The following is an 18308-nucleotide window of genomic DNA, read 5'->3' as shown; positions in this document are numbered from 1 at the left end:
GATTTTGTGTTAGCAAAGCAACATTTATTTTAGTTCCGAATCCGAAACAAAACTACAAATAATTTAGGTAGAACGGTCGGAGGCCGTTCTATTTTGTTTTTTAACACAAACATATATCGTTGTTAATTATGGCAAAGTTTCAATATTATACTGCAGAGGCCTTAGACAAATTGAAGGCAGAATTACACCACTTGAAGATTCAAGGACGTTCTGACATGGCCAAGCAAATTGCAGAGGCACGTGACAAGGGCGATTTGAGTGAGAATGCAGAATATGATGCAGCTAAGGATGCGCAGGGCTTATTGGAATTGAAGATTTCTAAATTAGAAGAAATCGTTTCAAATGCGCGCGTTTTGGACGAATCAACCATTGATTTGACCAAGGTTTCGATCTATTCCATTGTGGAGATTCGCAATACGAAGAATAATGCAACCGTAAAATATACCATCGTATCGGAGGAAGAAGCTGATTTACGTGCCGGTAAGATTTCGGTGTCCTCGCCGTTTGGCAAAGGCCTATTAGGCAAAAAAGTGGGGGAGTTAGCGCAGATTCAAGCGCCTGCGGGTCACATGGAATTTGAGATTATGTCGCTTTCACGCTAATATCTACCCGTTGAACTAATTTAAAAGCCTCTTCGTGAGGCTTTTTTTATGCTCTCGGTCCAAATATTGCGGAACCTACACGTACCATGGTAGAGCCAGATTGTGCGGCAAGTAGATAATCGCCCGACATGCCCATGGAGATTTCTTGCCATTTAACTCGTCCGCTTTCTGTTCCCAGTTCTTGACTTTTAAATGAATCAAATAATCTTTTTAGGTTTTCAAATTCCTGTTTGATTTGTGCTTGATTTTCAGTGAATGTAGCCATTCCCATCAGCCCAATGATTTCGATGTTAGTTAACGTGGATAAAATCGGGTCATTTAATAATGCGGCTGCCTCTTTTTCGTCCAATCCAAATTTGCTTTCTTCTTGAGCAATATACATTTGCAGGAGGCAAGGAATCGTCCGATTATTTTTTTCAGCCTGTTTGTTGATTTCCTTCAGGAGATTCATGGAGTCTACTGAATGAATGAGGTGGATGAAAGGAGCGATGTATTTTACCTTGTTCGTTTGTAAATGCCCAATTTGATGCCAGCGGATTTCAGAGGAAAATTGGTCTTGTTTGTCGACCATTTCTTGAACCCGGTTTTCCCCAAAATCAAGGATTCCTGCCGCATGAACGGATTTGAGTTCATCGATGCTGCGCGTTTTTGTCACCACAATGAGTTTGCTTGAATAGGGCGCCAACTCGTTTTGTATTTTATTGATTTCGGTAGCTATGGACATCGGGTCTTAAAAAAATTGTGATGTAAAATTAATTTATTATTTTTGATTCTACGGTACGCTATGAAGAGCGGCCTCAATTCGTTATAACAATGCAATCAGATTCGATGAATTCCCGAGAAAAACGATTGGAGCGCCTGGTCTATCTGTTGACCTTTTTGGTGGTTCTTTTGGGTGGGTTATTTTTTATCGAAAAATATCAACCGGGTTTTTGGAATCTCGGTACGGAACAAGAAACCTTTGTCGAGGATGCGAAAGAGCGTTTGGATTCTATTTCCAAGCAATTACAAGTTCGCATGATCCAGATTAAACGATTGGGGGGACGTGTCAATGAATTGGAAAAAGCGCGCTTGCAAATCGAGGGAGATCAGAAGGAATTAGCAGAACATCCGGAAATGGGGCAGGCGGAACTTCAAAAGAAGTTGGCCTATTACTTGCGTTTATTGGGTATCAAAGATCAAGAAATCAAAAAATTACGTCGGGAAAATGTGGTATTGATCGCACGAAATGATTCCCTAAGCCGCGAAGCGAAAATATTGCAAGATGGCCTTTCGAATGTGCAGAAGGCTTTGCGTGATTCCAGCACGACCTTCGGTTTGGAGAAAAAGGAATTAAATGAGCGTTCTCGTATTCTCGAGGTGCGTAATCAAGAGTTGGCCGAAAAGGTTTCGGTGGCAGCAGCGCTTCGCGCAGAAGGCGTAAATGTTTATGCCATATCTTCTCGGGGTAAGGAGACAGGGATGCAAAATCAAAAGGCAAAGCGAATTGATAAGATTCGTGTCATTTTCCATTTGCAGAATAATCCCTTGGCTACGCGCGAGATAAAGACGATTTATTTACGGATTATTGAGCCGACGGGTAATACGTTGTCAGATTATGCCTTGGGCTCGGGAACGGTATTATTTAAAGGGAAGGAGCTGGTCTATACGGCCAAGCAACGTATTTTTTACGAGAACAATCACCAAACGGTGGAATTTATTTACGCCCGTTCGACCCCATATCGCGAGGGTAAGCATGAGATCGAGCTTTATTCGGAAGGATTTCTGATCGGCTTGGGCACCTTTGAAGTCCGATAATTTCAATTTATTTCAAGCTAAGTTTTTGATTGTTAAGTATTATTCCTACTTTTGCAATCCAAATTTTTTTTAAGTTTTTAAACAACAATTTTGTATGCAATTAAAAAACTACGAGACGGTGTTCATTTTAACTCCCGTTTTGTCTGAGCAACAGACAAAGGACGCCGTTGAAAAATTCAAAAAATTATTGGTAGATAATGGTGCTCAAATCGTACATGACGATGCTTGGGGCTTACGTAAGTTGGCTTACCCAATCCAAAACAAGCACACAGGATTCTATCAAATCTTTGAATTTGCAGCGGATCCTCAACTAATCGCGAAATTAGAGCTTGAGTACAAGCGTGATGAGCGTGTTATTCGTTTCTTAACTACTGCGCTTGATAAGCACGCGGTATTGTACAATGAGAAAAAGAGAAAAGGTTTAGTAGGTAGAAAACCAGAAAAAACAGAAGCATAATATGACACTAGTTAACGAACCAGTAGATAAAAATAGTAATCGCAAGAAATATTGCCGTTTTAAGAAAGCGGGCATTCAGTACATTGATTACAAAAACCCAGACTATTTATTGAAGTTGGTAAATGAGCAAGGTAAAATCTTACCTCGTCGTATTACAGGAACTTCATTGAAATTCCAACGTAGAGTGGCTCAAGCGATCAAACGCTCACGTCATTTAGCCTTGATGCCATATGTGGCGGATGGTTTAAAATAAACTGGGGATAACCTGATAAACATTTGATTGTAAAATAAGATGGAAATTATATTAAAAACGGATATTGCTGGATTAGGATATAAGAACGATGTGGTAGCGGTGAAAGCTGGATACGGTCGTAATTACTTAATTCCACAAGGGTTTGCTGTGATGGCAACTCCATCCAATCGTAAAGTATTAGCTGAGAACATTAAGCAAGCAGCGCACAAAGTGGAGAAGATCCGTCAAGATGCGTTTGATTTAGCTGCTGCCATCGGCGAAATGAGTTTGACTATCGCTGCAAAAGCAGGAGATAGTGGTAAAATCTTTGGTCGTGTAACGAGCTTGCAGGTTTCTGAGATGTTAAAGGAAAAAGGATTCGATGTAGATCGTAAGAAAATTTCATTTGATTCAGAAGTTAAGACAACTGGCGATTACACAGCGACTTTGGATTTGCACAAAGATGTAAAGCACAAAATTGCTTTCTCTGTAGTAGGAGAGTAATTAGATTACGCTTAATAAGTATTGAAGTCGTATTGGTGAACCAATACGACTTTTTTTGTATTTTCGTTTTCTAATAAACTTTGCGACATGAAATTTTGGGCTTTGGGTGTTTTGTTCCTTTTAACGCATTGGGCGACAGCTCAAACCAAAGTTCTTTTTCCCTATGAACGCCAAGTTTTCCAACGGAATCAGTCTAACGAAGCCACGATTTCTATCTTAGGGAATTGCTCAGTCGAGGCAAATCGTGTACAAGCCAAATTAGAGGTTGTGAAAGCAGGTCAGGGGGAATCCACTGCTTGGCAAGATATCAGCCCTCGTCCTGCGGGAGGATTATTTAATGGCAAGATTCAAGCTAAAGGAGGCTGGTATACCTTAAAGATCCGTGTTTTTAAAGGACAGACCTTGCTTGATTCAGCACAAGTATCCCGCGTAGGGATAGGCGAAAACTACCTAATTGCCGGTCAGTCGAATTCGCAAGGTACCATTCGTCAGACAAATGAAAAAGGAGCTACGGATGACCGCGTTATTGCGGCTAATTTCTATTCCAAAGACTTGGAGTCTAATCAAGGGGGTAATTATCGCTATTTAGGCGAGCAAAATTTGGATTTTCCGATGGATCAGTTTGTTCAGATGGATAGCCTCTCAACCATTGGTCCCATTGGTTTATCGCCCTATTATTGGGCTGCCTTGGGGGATAGTTTAGTCAAAACCTATCAAGTGCCCGTGTGCTTTATTAATACCGGGTGGACGGCTACCTCTATTCGTAATTGGGTGGAATCGGCAGAGGGCTTAGCTTCGACTAATCCATGGGCATCTATATTTTCGTATCCCAAAGGATTCCCATATGAAAATCTAAAGCGTTCTCTGCAAGTATTCGGAAAAAATATGGGCTTCCGGGCAGTTCTTTGGCATCAAGGCGAAACGGATAGTAATTTCGATATGCCCAAGCTTGAATACCAAAATTACTTGAAAAAACTTATTCAATACTCCCGCCGGGATGCCGGTTATAACATTCCATGGCTAGTATCTGAAGCGTCCTATTTCGCCGCATTGAAAAGCACAGGATGTACGCCTGGCAAAATAAACGCCGACATCATACAGGCGCAAAGAGACATTCTAAAGTTGGACGACTTGCCATCTGTTTTCGCCGGCCCAAGTACCGATGACGTTGAAATTCCGCGAAAAAGCGATGATATTTCGCTTTGTGTGCATTTTACCAAAGAGGCTTATGGAGAACTCGCTCAGCGGTGGTTAAGTAAAATCAAAATCTTAGTTGACACGAAGGATGCGAAGCCACTTTTGGCCGACAACCTACCCGTTATTTCAGCCGCTTGTTTGACGGATACGTCAAAAATTGGCGTAGCTCAACTAATTGCTTTGCCGGGTAGAAATGTGGACTGGGTTGATGCGAATGGTACAGTCATTGCATCTGCTAGCAAGAGTCAAAGCCTATCAGCTGGGAAATACCAACTAGCAATTTCCGACTCGTTAGGCCAAAAGCAATTGACTCCTTATTTTAGTCTGAGTCAAATTGCTAAGCCAAGTCCCCCAACGATTACAGCTTTGGGTTCTTTGCAGTTTTGCCAAGGCCAACAAGTCACATTAGAGGCAAAGTCGGGGGAAAAGAATTTCATTTGGACTTCTGGAGAAAGCACATCCGCGATTACCGTTTCTAATTCTGGAATCTATCGGGTACAAGCTAAGGATGAGTTGAATTGCATCTCTAGTTTCTCCTCGAGTGTTACAACACGTATGTATTCAAATCCAAACAGCCCTACGGTTAGTCAAATAAGCCCTTATTTCTTAAATGGGGGTGTGAAATTAACGGATATTGAATTTAACTGGTCGGTTAACAATGGGCCTATTTTACCTGATAAAGGAGTGAATTTACGGGTCAATCAGTCTGGCGTCTATAAAGTATTTGCCTCTAAGCAATACATTGATGGGCCCAAGTGTGTATCAAATGCTGTTGAGTTAACCTATGCGCTGCCGAATGATGGTGGTGTGACGGTTTATCCGAACCCTGCGACAACTTCCGTGGTAATTCAATCGAAGGCAAATTTGGCTGGAGCTAAATTTGAATTATACTCAATAGACGGTCGAATGATTCTCGATGGAACGATCAATCAGGATGGCGCATTTGGACTAAAGACAGATGGATATGCCGCTGGTGTCTATAAATTGGTCATTCGATCACAGTCGAATGAAATTCTTCAAAAGACCATTGTGATTGGTCAATAAAAAAAGCCATCCGTTGAAAAACAGATGGCTTTTTAATTTAATTCCTTAACAGCTTATGCCAAGGCAGCCTTAAGGTTAGTATCCAAAGCTTCCAAGAACTCCTCTGTGTATAAGTAGTGCTCGCCATGATTCACTTTGTTTCCGTGAATACATACGGCAAGGTCTTTAGTCATTTTACCTGACTCAACCGTTTGAACACAAACCTTCTCAAGCGTTTGGCAGAAGTTAACCAAAGCTGCGTTGTTATCTAACTTACCACGGAATTCCAAACCTCGTGTCCATGCGAAGATCGATGCAATTGGATTCGTAGAGGTAGGCTTTCCTGCTTGGTGATCACGGTAGTGACGAGTCACTGTTCCGTGTGCCGCTTCAGCTTCCATTACTTTTCCATCGGGTGTGATTAACACAGATGTCATCAAACCTAATGAACCGAAACCTTGTGCAACCGTATCTGATTGAACGTCTCCGTCATAGTTTTTACATGCCCAAACGAAATTACCATTCCACTTCAAGGCAGACGCAACCATGTCATCAATTAAACGGTGCTCGTAAACGATACCCGCCGCATCAAACTTAGCCTTGTAATCATTTTGGTAGATTTCCTCAAAGATATCTTTGAAACGACCATCGTATTTTTTCAAGATCGTATTCTTTGTAGATAAGTATAATGGCCATCCTTTGCTCAAAGCCATGTTAAAGCATGAGTGAGCGAATCCTTTGATCGACTCATCCGTGTTGTACATGGTCATCGCAACACCATCCCCTTTGAAGTTATATACCTCAAACGTTTGTGCTTCGCCACCATCTTCTGGTTGGAACGTAACCGTTAATTTTCCTTTTCCTTTTGTAACGAAATCTGTTGCTCTGTATTGATCACCGAATGCGTGACGACCAATCATGATGGGAGCTGTCCAGTTAGGTACTAAACGTGGAACATTTGCACAAACGATTGGCTCACGGAATACCGTACCATCCAAGATGTTACGAATCGTTCCGTTGGGTGATTTCCACATTTGCTTCAAATCGAACTCTTTTACACGTGCCTCATCCGGTGTGATGGTTGCACACTTGATACCCACACCGTATTTTTTGATTGCTTCTGCAGCCTCGATCGTCACTTGGTCATTGGTCTCATCGCGATATTCTACACCTAAGTCGTAGTATTTGATATCTACATCCACGTAAGGTAAGATCAACTTATCTTTGATAAATTTCCAAATGATGCGAGTCATTTCGTCTCCATCAAGCTCAACGACCGGATTGGCCACTTTAATTTTTTCCATTTTGATACAGATTGTTTATAAGCTTTCAAATCAACCAAGCTTAGGCTTGATTAATCTTGCAAAGGTAAATAAGGAATTCTTTTTTATTCATGATTTTGAGGTAAATTTGAAGGATTTACCGAATATTTTTTATGGAAACCGTAATTAAGATTGCCTGTCAGGATGAAAAAGGACTTGTGCATAAAATCACAGGCATTTTATTTGAAAAATTATTGAATGTCACACGTACGAATGAATTCGTAGACGAGGCATTTAATCAGTTTTTTATGCGGGTCTCCTACGTGGGGAATTGTGATATCGAGCAATTAAATGCCGAATTGAAAGCCGTTCTACCCACGGATGCGACGGTCGATATCATTCCACCTGCTGTCAAACGTGTCGTTTTACTCGTTACCAAAGAACATCATTGCCTAGGTGATTTGCTCATCCGCTCTCAATTTCAAGATCTTCCTTTTCAAATTGAAGCGGTTATTGGGAATCATGCGACCCTGGAAGGACTCTGTAGGCAATTTCAAATCCCATTTCATCTGATCAGTGCGGAAGGGGTGACGCGCGAAGCGCATGAAGATTTAATTCAACAACAAATCGATGCCTATCAGCCTGATTATATTGTTTTGGCGAAGTACATGCGGATATTAACTCCTGATTTTTCTGCGAAGTACTTGGGTAAAATGATTAATATTCACCATTCATTTTTGCCGGCTTTCATTGGGGCGAAGCCTTACCAACAAGCCTTTGACCGTGGCGTAAAAATCATTGGGGCTACCGCCCATTTTGTGACGGATGATTTGGATGAAGGTCCCATCATTTGCCAAGACGTTGTTGCAGTTAATCATACCTTCTCGGCCAAAGAGATGGCCAAAGCGGGGAAGGATGTGGAGAAAATTGTATTGGCCAATGCGCTGAAAATGGTCTTTGAGGATCGTGTATTTTTGCATCAGAATAAGACCATCATTTTTGAATAAGAATTTGCGCCAAAATGCGTAAATTGCATTCCTTTTTTATAGCACTATGTTTGAAAATCTAAGTTCCAAGTTAAGTACCGCGATGCGTACCCTCAAAGGAAACGGACGCATCACCGATGTGAACGTTGCCGCCACCGTCAAAGAAATTCGACGGGCTTTGATGGATGCCGACGTAAACTATAAGGTTGCCAAGGAAATCACCGATCGCATCAAAGATCAGGCCATGGGCCAAAAAATCTTGATCGCCGTTGAGCCAGGCCAACTCCTCGTGAAGATTGTTCAGGAGGAATTAACCCAATTAATGGGTGGAACTAAACAAGATATCAACCTAAAAGGAGACCCTGCCGTTGTGTTAATCGCCGGTTTACAGGGTTCAGGTAAGACAACCTTCTCAGGGAAGTTGGCCCAACACATTAAAAAAGGGGGACGCAACGTCCTATTAGTTGCCTGCGATATCTATCGCCCGGCAGCGATTGACCAATTGAAAGTATTAGGTGAGCAAGTAGACGTCGAAGTTTATGCTGAACCCGAAAATAAAGATGCTGTTTCTATCGCTCAAAATGCGCTATCCTATGCGCGTAAAATGGGCAAGAAAGTCGTTATCGTCGATACTGCGGGCCGTTTAGCGGTCGATGAGGCGATGATGAACGAAATTGCCGCGGTCAAAGAGGCCATTCGCCCAACAGAGATTTTATTCGTGGTGGATTCCATGACGGGTCAAGATGCGGTAAATACGGCAAAGACCTTTAATGATCGTTTGAATTTTGACGGTGTTGTTCTAACGAAATTGGACGGTGATTCACGTGGTGGAGCAGCACTTTCTATTCGCCAGGTAGTTGATAAGCCGATTAAGTTTATCTCGACGGGAGAGAAGATGGAGGCGCTGGATTTGTTCTATCCAGATCGTATGGCCAACCGGATTTTGGGGATGGGAGACGTGCTATCCTTGGTGGAGCGTGCCCAACAAGCCTTTGATGAGGAAGAAGCGGCACGATTAAATAAGAAGATTCGTCAGAATAATTTCTCATTTGAAGATTTCTATGCGCAATTGCAGCAAATTAAGAAAATGGGAAATATCAAGGATTTGATGGGTATGGTTCCGGGCATGGGACAAGCCGTCAAGGATGTTGATATTTCGAATGATTCATTTAAACCCATCGAGGCGATTATCCAATCGATGACTTTGAAGGAGCGTCAAAATCCAGATATCTTAAACCCGACTCGCAAGAATCGTATTGCGGCAGGTTCAGGAACTTCGATTCAGCAGGTTAATGGCTTATTGAAACAGTTCGAGGACATGCGTAAAATGATGCGCATGATGAACAAAGTGCAAGACGGAAAAATGAAAATGCCGAACATGGGTAACATGTTCAAACGATAAAATTTGGCAAAGCCTTGATTCTATTTACGAATCAAGGCTCCCAATTCCTTCTCAAAGCGCGTGATCAATCGATCCATCGTCGCATCAATAACTTTATCAGTGAGTGTTTGCGTCTCATCTTGTAAGATGAAGGATACCGAATAAGCTTTCTTGCCTTCGCCGAGATTTTTTCCTACATACACATCAAACACGGATACGTTTTTCAATAGGTTTTTCTCCGTTTGTTCTGCGACACGCTGTATGGCTTGCAAGCTAACACTTTGGTCAATGACTAATGAAAGGTCCCGACGTACTTCTGGGAACTTCGAAATCTCTTGATAGACAAAATTTCCTTTCTCCTGTTTCACCCAGAAATCCCAATCGAAGTCTGCCATAAATACTTCCTGCTTCACATCGAATTGCTGAGCCAATTTCGGATGAACCAAGCCCAAAGAAACACAAGCCTTTTTGTTTACCGTTATCGTTAAACCATAAGCGAAAACATTGGATTGCTCAATTACGCTGGTATCAAATTGAGATACACCCAATTGCTTCATGGTCGCAATCACCTGTGCATATAATTGATGCAACTGACTCTTTTGTGGTGCACGTGACCAGGTTTCACCCTCCGAAAGTCCCGTCATGTAAAGTGCCAAGTGGCGCTTTTCGATGAACTTTTCTCCCTTCTTGTGATAGGTCTTTCCGAATTCAAAAAGCTTCAAATCTTTTTGACGGCGGTTAATGTTGTGTGCAAGAACTTCCAAGCCGTGGAACACCAAATGTTGGCGCATAACACCTAAATCCTCCGATAATCGATTGAGAATTTCGACTGTATCGAAGCTTAAATCTTTAGCGATTAAGCCATGGTATTCGCCTTTGGTTAAGGAATTGCTGATGATTTCCTGGAATCCACGTGCGGCTAGACTTTGGCCAAGGCTTAATTGTACCTTTTCTTTGTCTAAAGCAGGGAATTCAGAGATGAATTTAGCGCTTAGATTCTCCGACAAGGGAATATTGTCTAATCCATGGATACGTAAGATTTCCTCGATAATATCAGCTTCGCGCGACACATCCACGCGATAGGCCGGTGCGATGGCTAAAAATCCTTCGTTCGTTTTATTCTTTAATTCAAAATCCAAGGCCATTAAGATCTCTTGGATTCGCTCCGCTCCAATTTCGATACCGATGAGTTTCTTTACGCGCTCATAGGTCATCGGAATTTCAGCTAAAACAGGTTTTTCGGGATATATATCGACCAATTCGGAGCTGATTGTACCCCCCGCAATTTCTTGAATTAACAATGCCGCATATTGTATCGCAAAGGCTTTCGCCTCGATGTCGGTTCCGCGCTCAAAACGGAAGGAAGCATCTGTTTTTAAGCTGTGAATTTGTGCCGCTTTACGAATACGCTCCGGTTTGAAGTAAGCAACTTCGAGATAAATTCTGGTTGTCGAATCTTGAATGGATGAATCCGCTCCGCCCATCACACCAGCTAATCCAATAGGTCCTTCCGCATCACAAATCATAATTTCCTCGCCAGACAATTTGCGCTCCGTTCCATCCAAGGTAACGAATAGGCTATCTGCTTTCGCTTGTTCTACGATTAATTTTCCGCCACGTATTTGATGCCAATCATAGGCATGCATCGGTTGGCCCAACCCATGACAGATATAATTTGTCACGTCGACAATATTGTTGATGGGACGCAAGCCAATGGCCGTCAAGCGTTCTTGCAACCAGGCCGGTGAAGGAGCTACTTTTACGCCATCGATGCTTAAACCACAAAAGCGCGCGCATCCCGTGTCTTTAATTTGTACATCGATTGGGAATGCGTTGTTTGCTATCTTAAATGCAGCGACATCCGGTAACGTAACTTCGATGCCACTGACTGCTTTGATGTCACGCGCCACGCCCCAATGCGAGGCGGCATCTGCACGGTTGGGGGTCAAACCAATTTCTAAAACTAAATCTGAATCAATCTGGAAATAGTGTGCTGCCGGTGTCCCATTAGGTAGTTGAGTGTCTAACACCAAAATACCATCATGCGAGGTGCCAATACCGATTTCATCTTCTGCGCAAATCATGCCTTCGGATGGTTGGCCGTATACCTTCCGTTTTTCGATGGTGAACAAAGCTTTTCCGCTGGCATCATATAAGGTGGTGCCGGGTGTTGCTACGATAACTTTTTGGCCGGCTGCGACATTGGCTGCTCCACAAACGATGGTTAATATTTCTTCTAAACCGGCATCTACGGTTGTTAAGCTTAAGGTCTTTTCTTTGACTTGGAATTTTTCACAGGTAAGTACTTCCCCCACAACGAATCCACGTAATCCTCCCGGGATTTTTTCGTGAGATTCCACGGCTTCTACTTCTAATCCCGTGTTTGTCAACAAAACATCGAGTTCCTCGGCAATACCTTGTTGGGGCAAACGAGCCAAATCGATAAAATCACGTAACCAATTAATTGAAATCTTCATGTTGCTGAATTAGCGGGATAACTTCATTTTATAGTCCACAGAAACCTTCCCGCGGGTAATGTCACTTAATTTATTTTTGATCATTCGTTTCTTCACCACATTGAGGTGGTCGGTAAATAAGATACCTTCAATATGATCATATTCATGTTGGATAATGCGCGCAGCAAATCCTTCAAATACATCGGTGCGTTCTTCCCCACGCTCTGTCCAATAGTGAATTTTTACGTATTCTGGTCGGAAAACCTCTCCCCGAATTCCCGGGATGGAAAGGCATCCTTCCTCGAATCCCCATTCTTCCCCTGTTTCATCTAAGATCGTTGCGTTTACAAACACCTTTTTGAAATCAATAAGAGACGGGTCGATATCATCGTCTTCTTCACCTTCATTCATGGGTCTGCCATCGACCACGAACAGCCGAATATCCATCCCGATTTGGGGTGCGGCTAGTCCGACGCCACTGGCGGCATACATCGTTTCGAACATGTCTTCTGCAAGTTTCACCACGTCGAGACTTTTGAAGTCCAAGGGTTTTGCCACTTTTCGAAGAACGGGGTCACCGTAAGGAATGATGGGGTATATCATGATATTAATAAATCAAACGGCAAATTTAACGAAAAAACGGGAAAATGTGGAATTTTTAAAAGGCTTTGGACTCTCTCCAATTCCTTATTTTTTTGTAATTTGCGAAGATTATACAACCTAAGTTGATTTTTAAAGTTTATAAAAATATGAATCGTAACTTTTTTAAAGCTCATCCATGGCACGGAATTCAGATTGGAGACCAGATGCCTGAACAAGTAACTGCTTTTATTGAAATCGTACCAACGGATACGGTAAAATATGAAATTGATAAGCAAACGGGATATTTGAAGATTGATCGTCCTCAAAAATTCTCGAATATAGTCCCTGCCTTGTATGGCTTTTTGCCGCAAACCTATTGTTCAGATGGAATCGCGGAGTTGGCACGAAAGTATTCCGGCAAGGATATTACACAAGGCGATGGTGACCCCTTGGATATTTTAGTGCTTTCTGAGCGTGCGATTACCCATGGAGATATTTTATGCCAGGCGATTCCCATTGGTGGAATTCGTATGATAGATAAGGGAGAGGCGGATGATAAGATTATTGCGGTTTTAAAAGATGATCCGATTTACGGCAAATGGCGTGATATTTCGGATGCTCCGAAAGATATAGTACAGCGTTTGCGTCACTATTTTTGGACCTATAAAATGTTGCCCGGAGAGACGACTTCGCCGGCCGTAGACATTGATGATGTATATGGTCGTGAGATTGCGCATGAGGTGATTCGTCAGTCACGTGAGGACTATCGGAAAAATTTCGGATAGCCCTTTTGACCGTTGGTCACATTTGCTTGCCTAATTAAATGAAAGGATTCGATATTCGAATTAACTTAAAAGATTACTATGTGGCAATTTGTTAAATATTCGTTGGCAACCCTGGTGGGGATCTGCCTTTTCTTTGTCTTCGCATTGCTTATGCTTGCGGGTTTAGGCGCTGCTATGGGTGATTCAAGCGCTGAGTTTGAGGTCAAGGAGGAATCCATACTTCATTTGGATCTGAATAGACCCATTGTGGAGAATGCCTCGACGGATGAAAATCCCTTGTCGGACCTTCCAAATCCTATCTTTTCCAGTACGGATAATTTAGGTTTGATACAGGTTTTGTCTGCTTTGGAGCGCGCTCGGGTGGATTCCAAGATTAAAGGTATCTATCTGAATGTAAGCTTTCCAATGGCAGGTTATGCCAAATTAACCGAGATTCGGAATGCCTTGTCGAAGTTCAAAAAGTCAGGAAAGTTCATTTATGCCTATGCGAATTCCTATTCAGAAAAGGCTTATTACATCGCTTCAGTTGCGGATGTCGTATACTTAAATCCGGCTGGTTTGTTAGACTTTAATGGAGTGAGTGTACAATACATGTTCTATAAAAGGGCATTTGATAAGTTAGAAATTGAACCCTTGGTTTTCCGTGTCGGGCAGTATAAATCTGCTGTCGAACCCTTCATTCGCGAAGACATGAGTCCGGAGAATAAGATGCAAACGCTATCCTTTATTCAATCGGTCAATAAAGAAATCTTCCAAAAAATCTCCGAAAGCCGTGGCATTTCCGCGGGAAGATTAAATACGATTGCTGATAGTTTACAGGCCTTTGATCCCAAGAATGCCGAGCGTTTAGGGATGGTGAAGTTGGGATATTTCGATGAGCTTGAAGCGAAATTGAAATCCTTGACGAAGAAAAAGAAGGACGAGGAATTGAATCTAGTCAAGTTGGCCGATTACCTACATGCCAAAAACCCTATTCCGGCGGTTGAAGGAAATGCTAAAATCGCGGTTTTAGTAGCTGAAGGTGAGATCGTGGGAACGAAGGGTGGCGATGGAAGTATCGGATCCGATGATTTTGTGAAGGAATTACGAAAGTTACGTGATAATAAATCGGTGAAGGCCATTGTCCTACGCATCGACTCGCCAGGAGGTTCTTCTTTGGCGTCTGATATCATGTGGCGCGAGATTGAATTAGCCAAAAAAGTGAAGCCCATTATTACCTCCATGTCCGATTATGCGGCATCGGGTGGCTATTACATGGCGATGGGTACGGATGTGATTGTGGCGCAGCCGACAACGATTACCGGGTCCATTGGTATTTTTGCGCAATGGTTAAACTTCGACAATTTCTTCAAGAATAAATTGGGGATTACGCAAGACCATGTGAATACGCATGCGCACTCCAACTTCATGTCTTCGCCGAGCGCATTGACCGATTTTGAGAAAAACGTTGTGCAAAATATGGTCAATCAAGGATATTTGAGTTTTACCTCGAAAGCAGCGAAGGGGCGTAAAATGTCCTTGGAAAAATTGCAATCCTTGGCGGGTGGTCGAGTTTGGACGGGTGTGCAAGCCAAGCAAATTGGTTTAGTGGATGAATTGGGGGGATTAGATCGGGCCATTGAGATTGCGGCGGATCGCGCGAAATTGACACCTTTGAGTTATAAGGTTGCCGTGTATCCGAAGGCTAAATCGTTCTTCGACGAATTAGTTGCGAGTGCTTTTTCGGAAAGTTCGATGGAGTCACGTTTTGTTCAGAAAAATATGCCGTGGACAAAGTCGATCTGGGAGTTGGATCGCATGAAGAAGCGGGAAGGATTTTTGGCTTTGATGCCATTTTTGATGGAATTGGAATAGTAAATACGAATATGGAAATTAGAAATAATTGGACACGCGAAGAGGTTGAGCAGATTTTCAACCAACCTTTTTTGGATTTAGTTTATCAAGCGGCAACGGTGCATCGGGCTTTCCATGACCCGAATGAGGTGCAAATCAGTACCTTGTTGTCGATTAAAACAGGAGGCTGTCCAGAAGATTGCTCGTATTGCTCGCAAGCAGCCCGTTATCATACCAATGTCAAGGTACAAAAGTTGCTGCCTTACGAGGAAGTTATTCAAGCCGCAGTTCGTGCAAAGGATAATGGAAGTTCTCGTTTCTGTATGGGAGCTGCTTGGCGCGAGGTGCGTGACAACAAAGATTTCGATCGTGTTTTAGACATGGTAAAGGGTGTCAACTCCTTGGGGATGGAAGTATGTTGTACCCTAGGGATGTTGTCGGAGGATCAAGCACAGAAGTTGAAGGACGCAGGTCTTTATGCCTACAACCACAACATCGACACGAGCGAGGAATATTATGATGACGTGATTTCGACACGCACCTACGATGATCGATTAGAGACTTTGGGAAATGTCCGCAAAGCAAAATTATCTGTTTGTTCGGGTGGTATTATTGGAATGGGAGAGAGTACGGCAGATCGAATTGGGATGTTGTTAACCTTGGCGAATTTGCCAGAGCATCCAGGCTCAGTTCCCGTGAATAACTTGGTACCTGTGGAAGGTACCCCTTTCGAAAACCAAAAGACTGCATCGGTTTGGGATTTAGTTCGTGTGATTGCTACAGCCAGAATCATGATGCCTAAGTCGGCCGTTCGTTTATCTGCAGGCCGACTCGAGTTGAACTACGAAGGTCAAGCTTTTTGCTTCATGGCGGGTGCTAATTCGATTTTCTCGGGAGATGTTTTATTAACAACACCGAACCCAGATGCAAAGTCGGACAAAGAATTGTTCCAAATTTTAAATATCAAACCGAAGGAAGCCTTCAAGGATGAAAAGAAATTCGGGATTGAATTCAACCAGATCCCAAGTGCCCAAGGCCTAGAACATAAACACTAAGAGCGAGGCGCTATTCCGAAAGGGGTAGCGCTTTTTTCATGCGGTAATGCTGAATCTCCCCGAACAGCAAATAGGATTCCTGTTCAATTTCATAACCTAAACTTTGGTAAAAAGGAACGGCATTTTCACGGGCCTCTAACACGATTTCATTCCACCCCAATTTGGCTGCTTCTCCTTCGAGTGCAAGCATGATTACCTTGCCGACCCCTTTTCCTTGCTGGTCCGTTGCCACCGCCACACAGCGTACTTGTCCTTGCTGAGGAGCTGATTCGTGCATACGAGCAACCCCAATTGCCTTGTCTCCCTCCAACGCCATGATATGAATTGCCGATGGTTCATCCCCTAGTACCTCGGAACCTAGGGGTTGATTCCATGGTTCACGCAAAACGGTATAGCGTAGGGCATAATAAGCCTTCCAATGAGCGTCTGTATGTGGTGAGATGAGTTCCATAAAAAGTAAACGCTGCTGGGATGATGGTTCCAGCAGCGTTTGCAAATTACTAGTTTATTACTTGATTCAAAATAGTCGGCCCGACTACTTGGCAAAATTCACGGCCCGCATTTCACGGATAACCGTTACTTTGATTTGGCCTGGATATTGCATTTCCTTCTCGATTTTTTGCGAGATATCAAATGATAGCTTCGATGCCTTATCGTCGCTTACGTGCTCGGAATCAACCAAGATACGTAGCTCACGACCTGCTTGAATTGCATAACATTTTTGTACCCCTTGGAACGATGTGGCTAAGTCTTCCAAGTCGCGTAAACGCTTCATGTAAGACTCCATCATTTCCCGACGGGCACCTGGGCGTGATCCTGAAATCGCATCACATACCTGAATAATCGGAGAAATCATCGATGTCATTTCACATTCATCGTGGTGAGCTCCAATCGCGTTACATACTTCTGGATGCTCCTTGTATTTTTGTGCAAGCTCCATTCCCAACAATGCGTGTGGTAGTTCAGGCTCTTCGTGCCAAACTTTACCAATATCGTGAAGTAAACCTGCACGTTTGGCTAACTTAGCGTTAAGTCCTAATTCAGCGGCCATTGTTGCACATAATTTAGCTACTTCACGGGAGTGCTGTAACAAATTCTGTCCGTACGATGAACGGAAACGCATACGTCCCACCATTTTAATCAATTCCGGATGTAAACCGTGAATCCCTAAATCGATGACCGTCTTTTCCCCAATCTCAATGATTTCATCGTCGATGTTCTTTTTGGTTTTATTAACTACCTCCTCGATACGTGCGGGGTGGATACGGCCATCTTGTACCAAACGGTGCAAAGATAGGCGGGCAATTTCCCGACGAACCGGATCGAAACCGGAAATGATAATAGCTTCTGGGGTATCATCTACGATAAACTCAACTCCGGTAGCCGCTTCCAGTGCGCGGATGTTACGTCCTTCCCGACCAATGATTTTACCCTTGATGTCATCTGACTCAATATTGAAAACAGATACACAGTTTTCGATGGCATTTTCCGCTGCCGTCCGTTGGATCGTCTCGATAACGACCTTCTTCGCCTCTTTCGTCGCTGTCAATTTCGCTTCCTCGATGGCTTGTTTTACCAATGAGCTTGCCTTGCTTTCCGCCTCAGCTTTTAGGGCATCTATCAATTGCTGACGAGCCTCGTCGGCAGATAAATTCGCAATCTTCTCTAATTGATTGATTTGATTGGCCAACATCGCTTCCGCTTCCTCACGCTTCTTCTCCACGTCTTCCATCTTCTTGCGATAGTTTTCTTCTTTGGATTGAAGGCTCTGCTTTTGAGCGTTCAAGTCTTGCTCTGCCTGCTTTTGTTGTTCTTGTTGCTGCGTTAAACTACGCTCTTTCTCGCGTAATTTTTGCTCATTCTCCAATAGAATACCTTTCTTCGCTTGAGTCTCTTCCTCGAATTCCCCGCGCAAACGCAAGAAATTTTCTTTGGCTTCAAGCATGCGGTCTTTTTTCAAGTTTTCCGCTGCGAATTCTGCATTTTTTAGGATTTCAGCGGCTTTGCGCTGTGCTTCTTCTTCGTAATTTTTGTTTGATTTGGAGGAAAATGTTTTTCCCACAAATAATCCACCCGCTGCCGCGATGATGGATAAAATAATGGATATCGTAATGGTCATTATATGTTAGTTTATGAACATCGGCGACCTAAACGAC

General features: G+C 43.0%; 17 protein-coding genes. 11 read left to right on the top strand and 6 right to left on the bottom strand.

The window, feature by feature from the left end; genetic code table 11:
- The first annotated feature begins 128 nt into the window (after nucleotides 1–128).
- A complete protein-coding gene (greA, locus tag ACMH5P_RS06095) occupies nucleotides 129–602 on the top strand; it encodes a transcription elongation factor GreA (protein WP_459493449.1) in 474 nt (157 codons plus the stop codon).
- A 46-nt stretch (nucleotides 603–648) separates the two neighbouring features.
- Here the strand turns inward: greA and ACMH5P_RS06090 are convergent, their stop codons facing one another.
- Nucleotides 649–1326, bottom strand: a complete 678-nt coding sequence (locus ACMH5P_RS06090; protein WP_459493448.1) for a YggS family pyridoxal phosphate-dependent enzyme — start codon at nucleotides 1324–1326, stop codon at nucleotides 649–651.
- A gap of 104 nt (nucleotides 1327–1430) precedes the next feature.
- Here ACMH5P_RS06090 and ACMH5P_RS06085 point away from each other — a divergent pair, with 104 nt between their 5' ends.
- The 5 genes from ACMH5P_RS06085 to ACMH5P_RS06065 all read left to right on the top strand — a co-directional run bounded on the left by ACMH5P_RS06085 (nucleotide 1431) and on the right by ACMH5P_RS06065 (nucleotide 5833).
- On the top strand, nucleotides 1431–2399 hold the full coding sequence (locus ACMH5P_RS06085) for a hypothetical protein (RefSeq protein WP_459493447.1): 969 nt from the start codon (nucleotides 1431–1433) through the stop codon (nucleotides 2397–2399).
- Between the two features lie 94 nt (nucleotides 2400–2493).
- Nucleotides 2494–2856 carry a 30S ribosomal protein S6 gene (gene rpsF / locus ACMH5P_RS06080; RefSeq protein ID WP_377976775.1) on the top strand — a complete coding sequence of 121 codons (363 nt, stop codon included), beginning with the start codon at nucleotides 2494–2496 and terminating at the stop codon, nucleotides 2854–2856.
- Nucleotide 2857: 1 nt separating this feature from the next.
- Nucleotides 2858–3109, top strand: a complete 252-nt coding sequence (rpsR, locus tag ACMH5P_RS06075) for a 30S ribosomal protein S18 (RefSeq protein WP_377976776.1) — start codon at nucleotides 2858–2860, stop codon at nucleotides 3107–3109.
- Nucleotides 3110–3148: 39 nt separating this feature from the next.
- Nucleotides 3149–3592, top strand: a complete 444-nt coding sequence (rplI, locus tag ACMH5P_RS06070; RefSeq protein WP_459493446.1) for a 50S ribosomal protein L9 — start codon at nucleotides 3149–3151, stop codon at nucleotides 3590–3592.
- A gap of 87 nt (nucleotides 3593–3679) precedes the next feature.
- A complete protein-coding gene (locus tag ACMH5P_RS06065; RefSeq protein WP_459493445.1) occupies nucleotides 3680–5833 on the top strand; it encodes a sialate O-acetylesterase in 2154 nt (717 codons plus the stop codon).
- 53 nt (nucleotides 5834–5886) lie between these two features.
- On the opposite strand, the gene ACMH5P_RS06060 is transcribed toward ACMH5P_RS06065, so the two are convergent.
- Nucleotides 5887–7116, bottom strand: coding sequence for an isocitrate dehydrogenase (NADP(+)) (locus tag ACMH5P_RS06060; protein WP_459493444.1), 1230 nt, complete (start codon nucleotides 7114–7116; stop codon nucleotides 5887–5889).
- A 131-nt stretch (nucleotides 7117–7247) separates the two neighbouring features.
- On the opposite strand from ACMH5P_RS06060, the gene purU reads away from it, so the two are divergent.
- Nucleotides 7248–8081, top strand: a complete 834-nt coding sequence (gene purU, locus ACMH5P_RS06055) for a formyltetrahydrofolate deformylase (protein WP_459493443.1) — start codon at nucleotides 7248–7250, stop codon at nucleotides 8079–8081.
- 46 nt (nucleotides 8082–8127) lie between these two features.
- Complete coding sequence (ffh, locus tag ACMH5P_RS06050) at nucleotides 8128–9462, top strand: signal recognition particle protein (protein WP_377976781.1); 1335 nt, start codon at nucleotides 8128–8130, stop codon at nucleotides 9460–9462.
- A gap of 20 nt (nucleotides 9463–9482) precedes the next feature.
- Here ffh and pheT read toward each other — a convergent pair whose 3' ends face one another.
- Nucleotides 9483–11918 (bottom strand): phenylalanine--tRNA ligase subunit beta, encoded by a 2436-nt coding sequence (pheT, locus tag ACMH5P_RS06045; RefSeq protein ID WP_459493442.1) that lies wholly within the window; start codon nucleotides 11916–11918, stop codon nucleotides 9483–9485.
- Nucleotides 11919–11927: 9 nt separating this feature from the next.
- Nucleotides 11928–12500, bottom strand: a complete 573-nt coding sequence (def, locus tag ACMH5P_RS06040) for a peptide deformylase (protein ID WP_459493441.1) — start codon at nucleotides 12498–12500, stop codon at nucleotides 11928–11930.
- A 146-nt stretch (nucleotides 12501–12646) separates the two neighbouring features.
- Here def and ACMH5P_RS06035 point away from each other — a divergent pair, with 146 nt between their 5' ends.
- The 3 genes from ACMH5P_RS06035 (at nucleotide 12647) to bioB (ending at nucleotide 16152) form a co-directional block, all read left to right on the top strand.
- Nucleotides 12647–13264 carry an inorganic pyrophosphatase gene (locus ACMH5P_RS06035; protein WP_459493440.1) on the top strand — a complete coding sequence of 206 codons (618 nt, stop codon included), beginning with the start codon at nucleotides 12647–12649 and terminating at the stop codon, nucleotides 13262–13264.
- Between the two features lie 78 nt (nucleotides 13265–13342).
- Nucleotides 13343–15118: a signal peptide peptidase SppA gene (sppA, locus tag ACMH5P_RS06030; RefSeq protein ID WP_459493439.1), complete on the top strand. Its 1776-nt coding sequence runs from the start codon at nucleotides 13343–13345 to the stop codon at nucleotides 15116–15118.
- A gap of 11 nt (nucleotides 15119–15129) precedes the next feature.
- Entirely contained in the window at nucleotides 15130–16152 is a 1023-nt protein-coding gene (bioB, locus tag ACMH5P_RS06025) for a biotin synthase BioB (RefSeq protein WP_459493438.1), read from the top strand.
- Between the two features lie 10 nt (nucleotides 16153–16162).
- Here bioB and ACMH5P_RS06020 read toward each other — a convergent pair whose 3' ends face one another.
- Nucleotides 16163–16648: a GNAT family N-acetyltransferase gene (locus tag ACMH5P_RS06020; protein ID WP_459493437.1), complete on the bottom strand. Its 486-nt coding sequence runs from the start codon at nucleotides 16646–16648 to the stop codon at nucleotides 16163–16165.
- A 39-nt stretch (nucleotides 16649–16687) separates the two neighbouring features.
- Nucleotides 16688–18271, bottom strand: a complete 1584-nt coding sequence (gene rny, locus ACMH5P_RS06015) for a ribonuclease Y (protein WP_459493436.1) — start codon at nucleotides 18269–18271, stop codon at nucleotides 16688–16690.
- Nucleotides 18272–18308 lie beyond the last annotated feature (37 nt).

This window comes from Aquirufa sp. 5-AUSEE-100C1, assembly GCF_054558655.1.
This window is presented reverse-complemented; position numbering and strand designations above follow the sequence as displayed.

Coding starts and splice junctions, on each gene's coding strand:
- purU (WP_459493443.1), top strand. CDS start 7,248: ATGGAAACCGTAATTAAGATTGCCTGTCAGGATGAAAAAGGACTTGTG.
- rplI (WP_459493446.1), top strand. CDS start 3,149: ATGGAAATTATATTAAAAACGGATATTGCTGGATTAGGATATAAGAAC.
- ACMH5P_RS06035 (WP_459493440.1), top strand. CDS start 12,647: ATGAATCGTAACTTTTTTAAAGCTCATCCATGGCACGGAATTCAGATT.
- pheT (WP_459493442.1), bottom strand. CDS start 11,918: ATGAAGATTTCAATTAATTGGTTACGTGATTTTATCGATTTGGCTCGT.
- rpsR (WP_377976776.1), top strand. CDS start 2,858: ATGACACTAGTTAACGAACCAGTAGATAAAAATAGTAATCGCAAGAAA.
- ACMH5P_RS06065 (WP_459493445.1), top strand. CDS start 3,680: ATGAAATTTTGGGCTTTGGGTGTTTTGTTCCTTTTAACGCATTGGGCG.
- ACMH5P_RS06090 (WP_459493448.1), bottom strand. CDS start 1,326: ATGTCCATAGCTACCGAAATCAATAAAATACAAAACGAGTTGGCGCCC.
- sppA (WP_459493439.1), top strand. CDS start 13,343: ATGTGGCAATTTGTTAAATATTCGTTGGCAACCCTGGTGGGGATCTGC.
- ACMH5P_RS06060 (WP_459493444.1), bottom strand. CDS start 7,116: ATGGAAAAAATTAAAGTGGCCAATCCGGTCGTTGAGCTTGATGGAGAC.
- rny (WP_459493436.1), bottom strand. CDS start 18,271: ATGACCATTACGATATCCATTATTTTATCCATCATCGCGGCAGCGGGT.
- bioB (WP_459493438.1), top strand. CDS start 15,130: ATGGAAATTAGAAATAATTGGACACGCGAAGAGGTTGAGCAGATTTTC.
- ACMH5P_RS06085 (WP_459493447.1), top strand. CDS start 1,431: ATGAATTCCCGAGAAAAACGATTGGAGCGCCTGGTCTATCTGTTGACC.
- rpsF (WP_377976775.1), top strand. CDS start 2,494: ATGCAATTAAAAAACTACGAGACGGTGTTCATTTTAACTCCCGTTTTG.
- def (WP_459493441.1), bottom strand. CDS start 12,500: ATGATATACCCCATCATTCCTTACGGTGACCCCGTTCTTCGAAAAGTG.
- ffh (WP_377976781.1), top strand. CDS start 8,128: ATGTTTGAAAATCTAAGTTCCAAGTTAAGTACCGCGATGCGTACCCTC.
- greA (WP_459493449.1), top strand. CDS start 129: ATGGCAAAGTTTCAATATTATACTGCAGAGGCCTTAGACAAATTGAAG.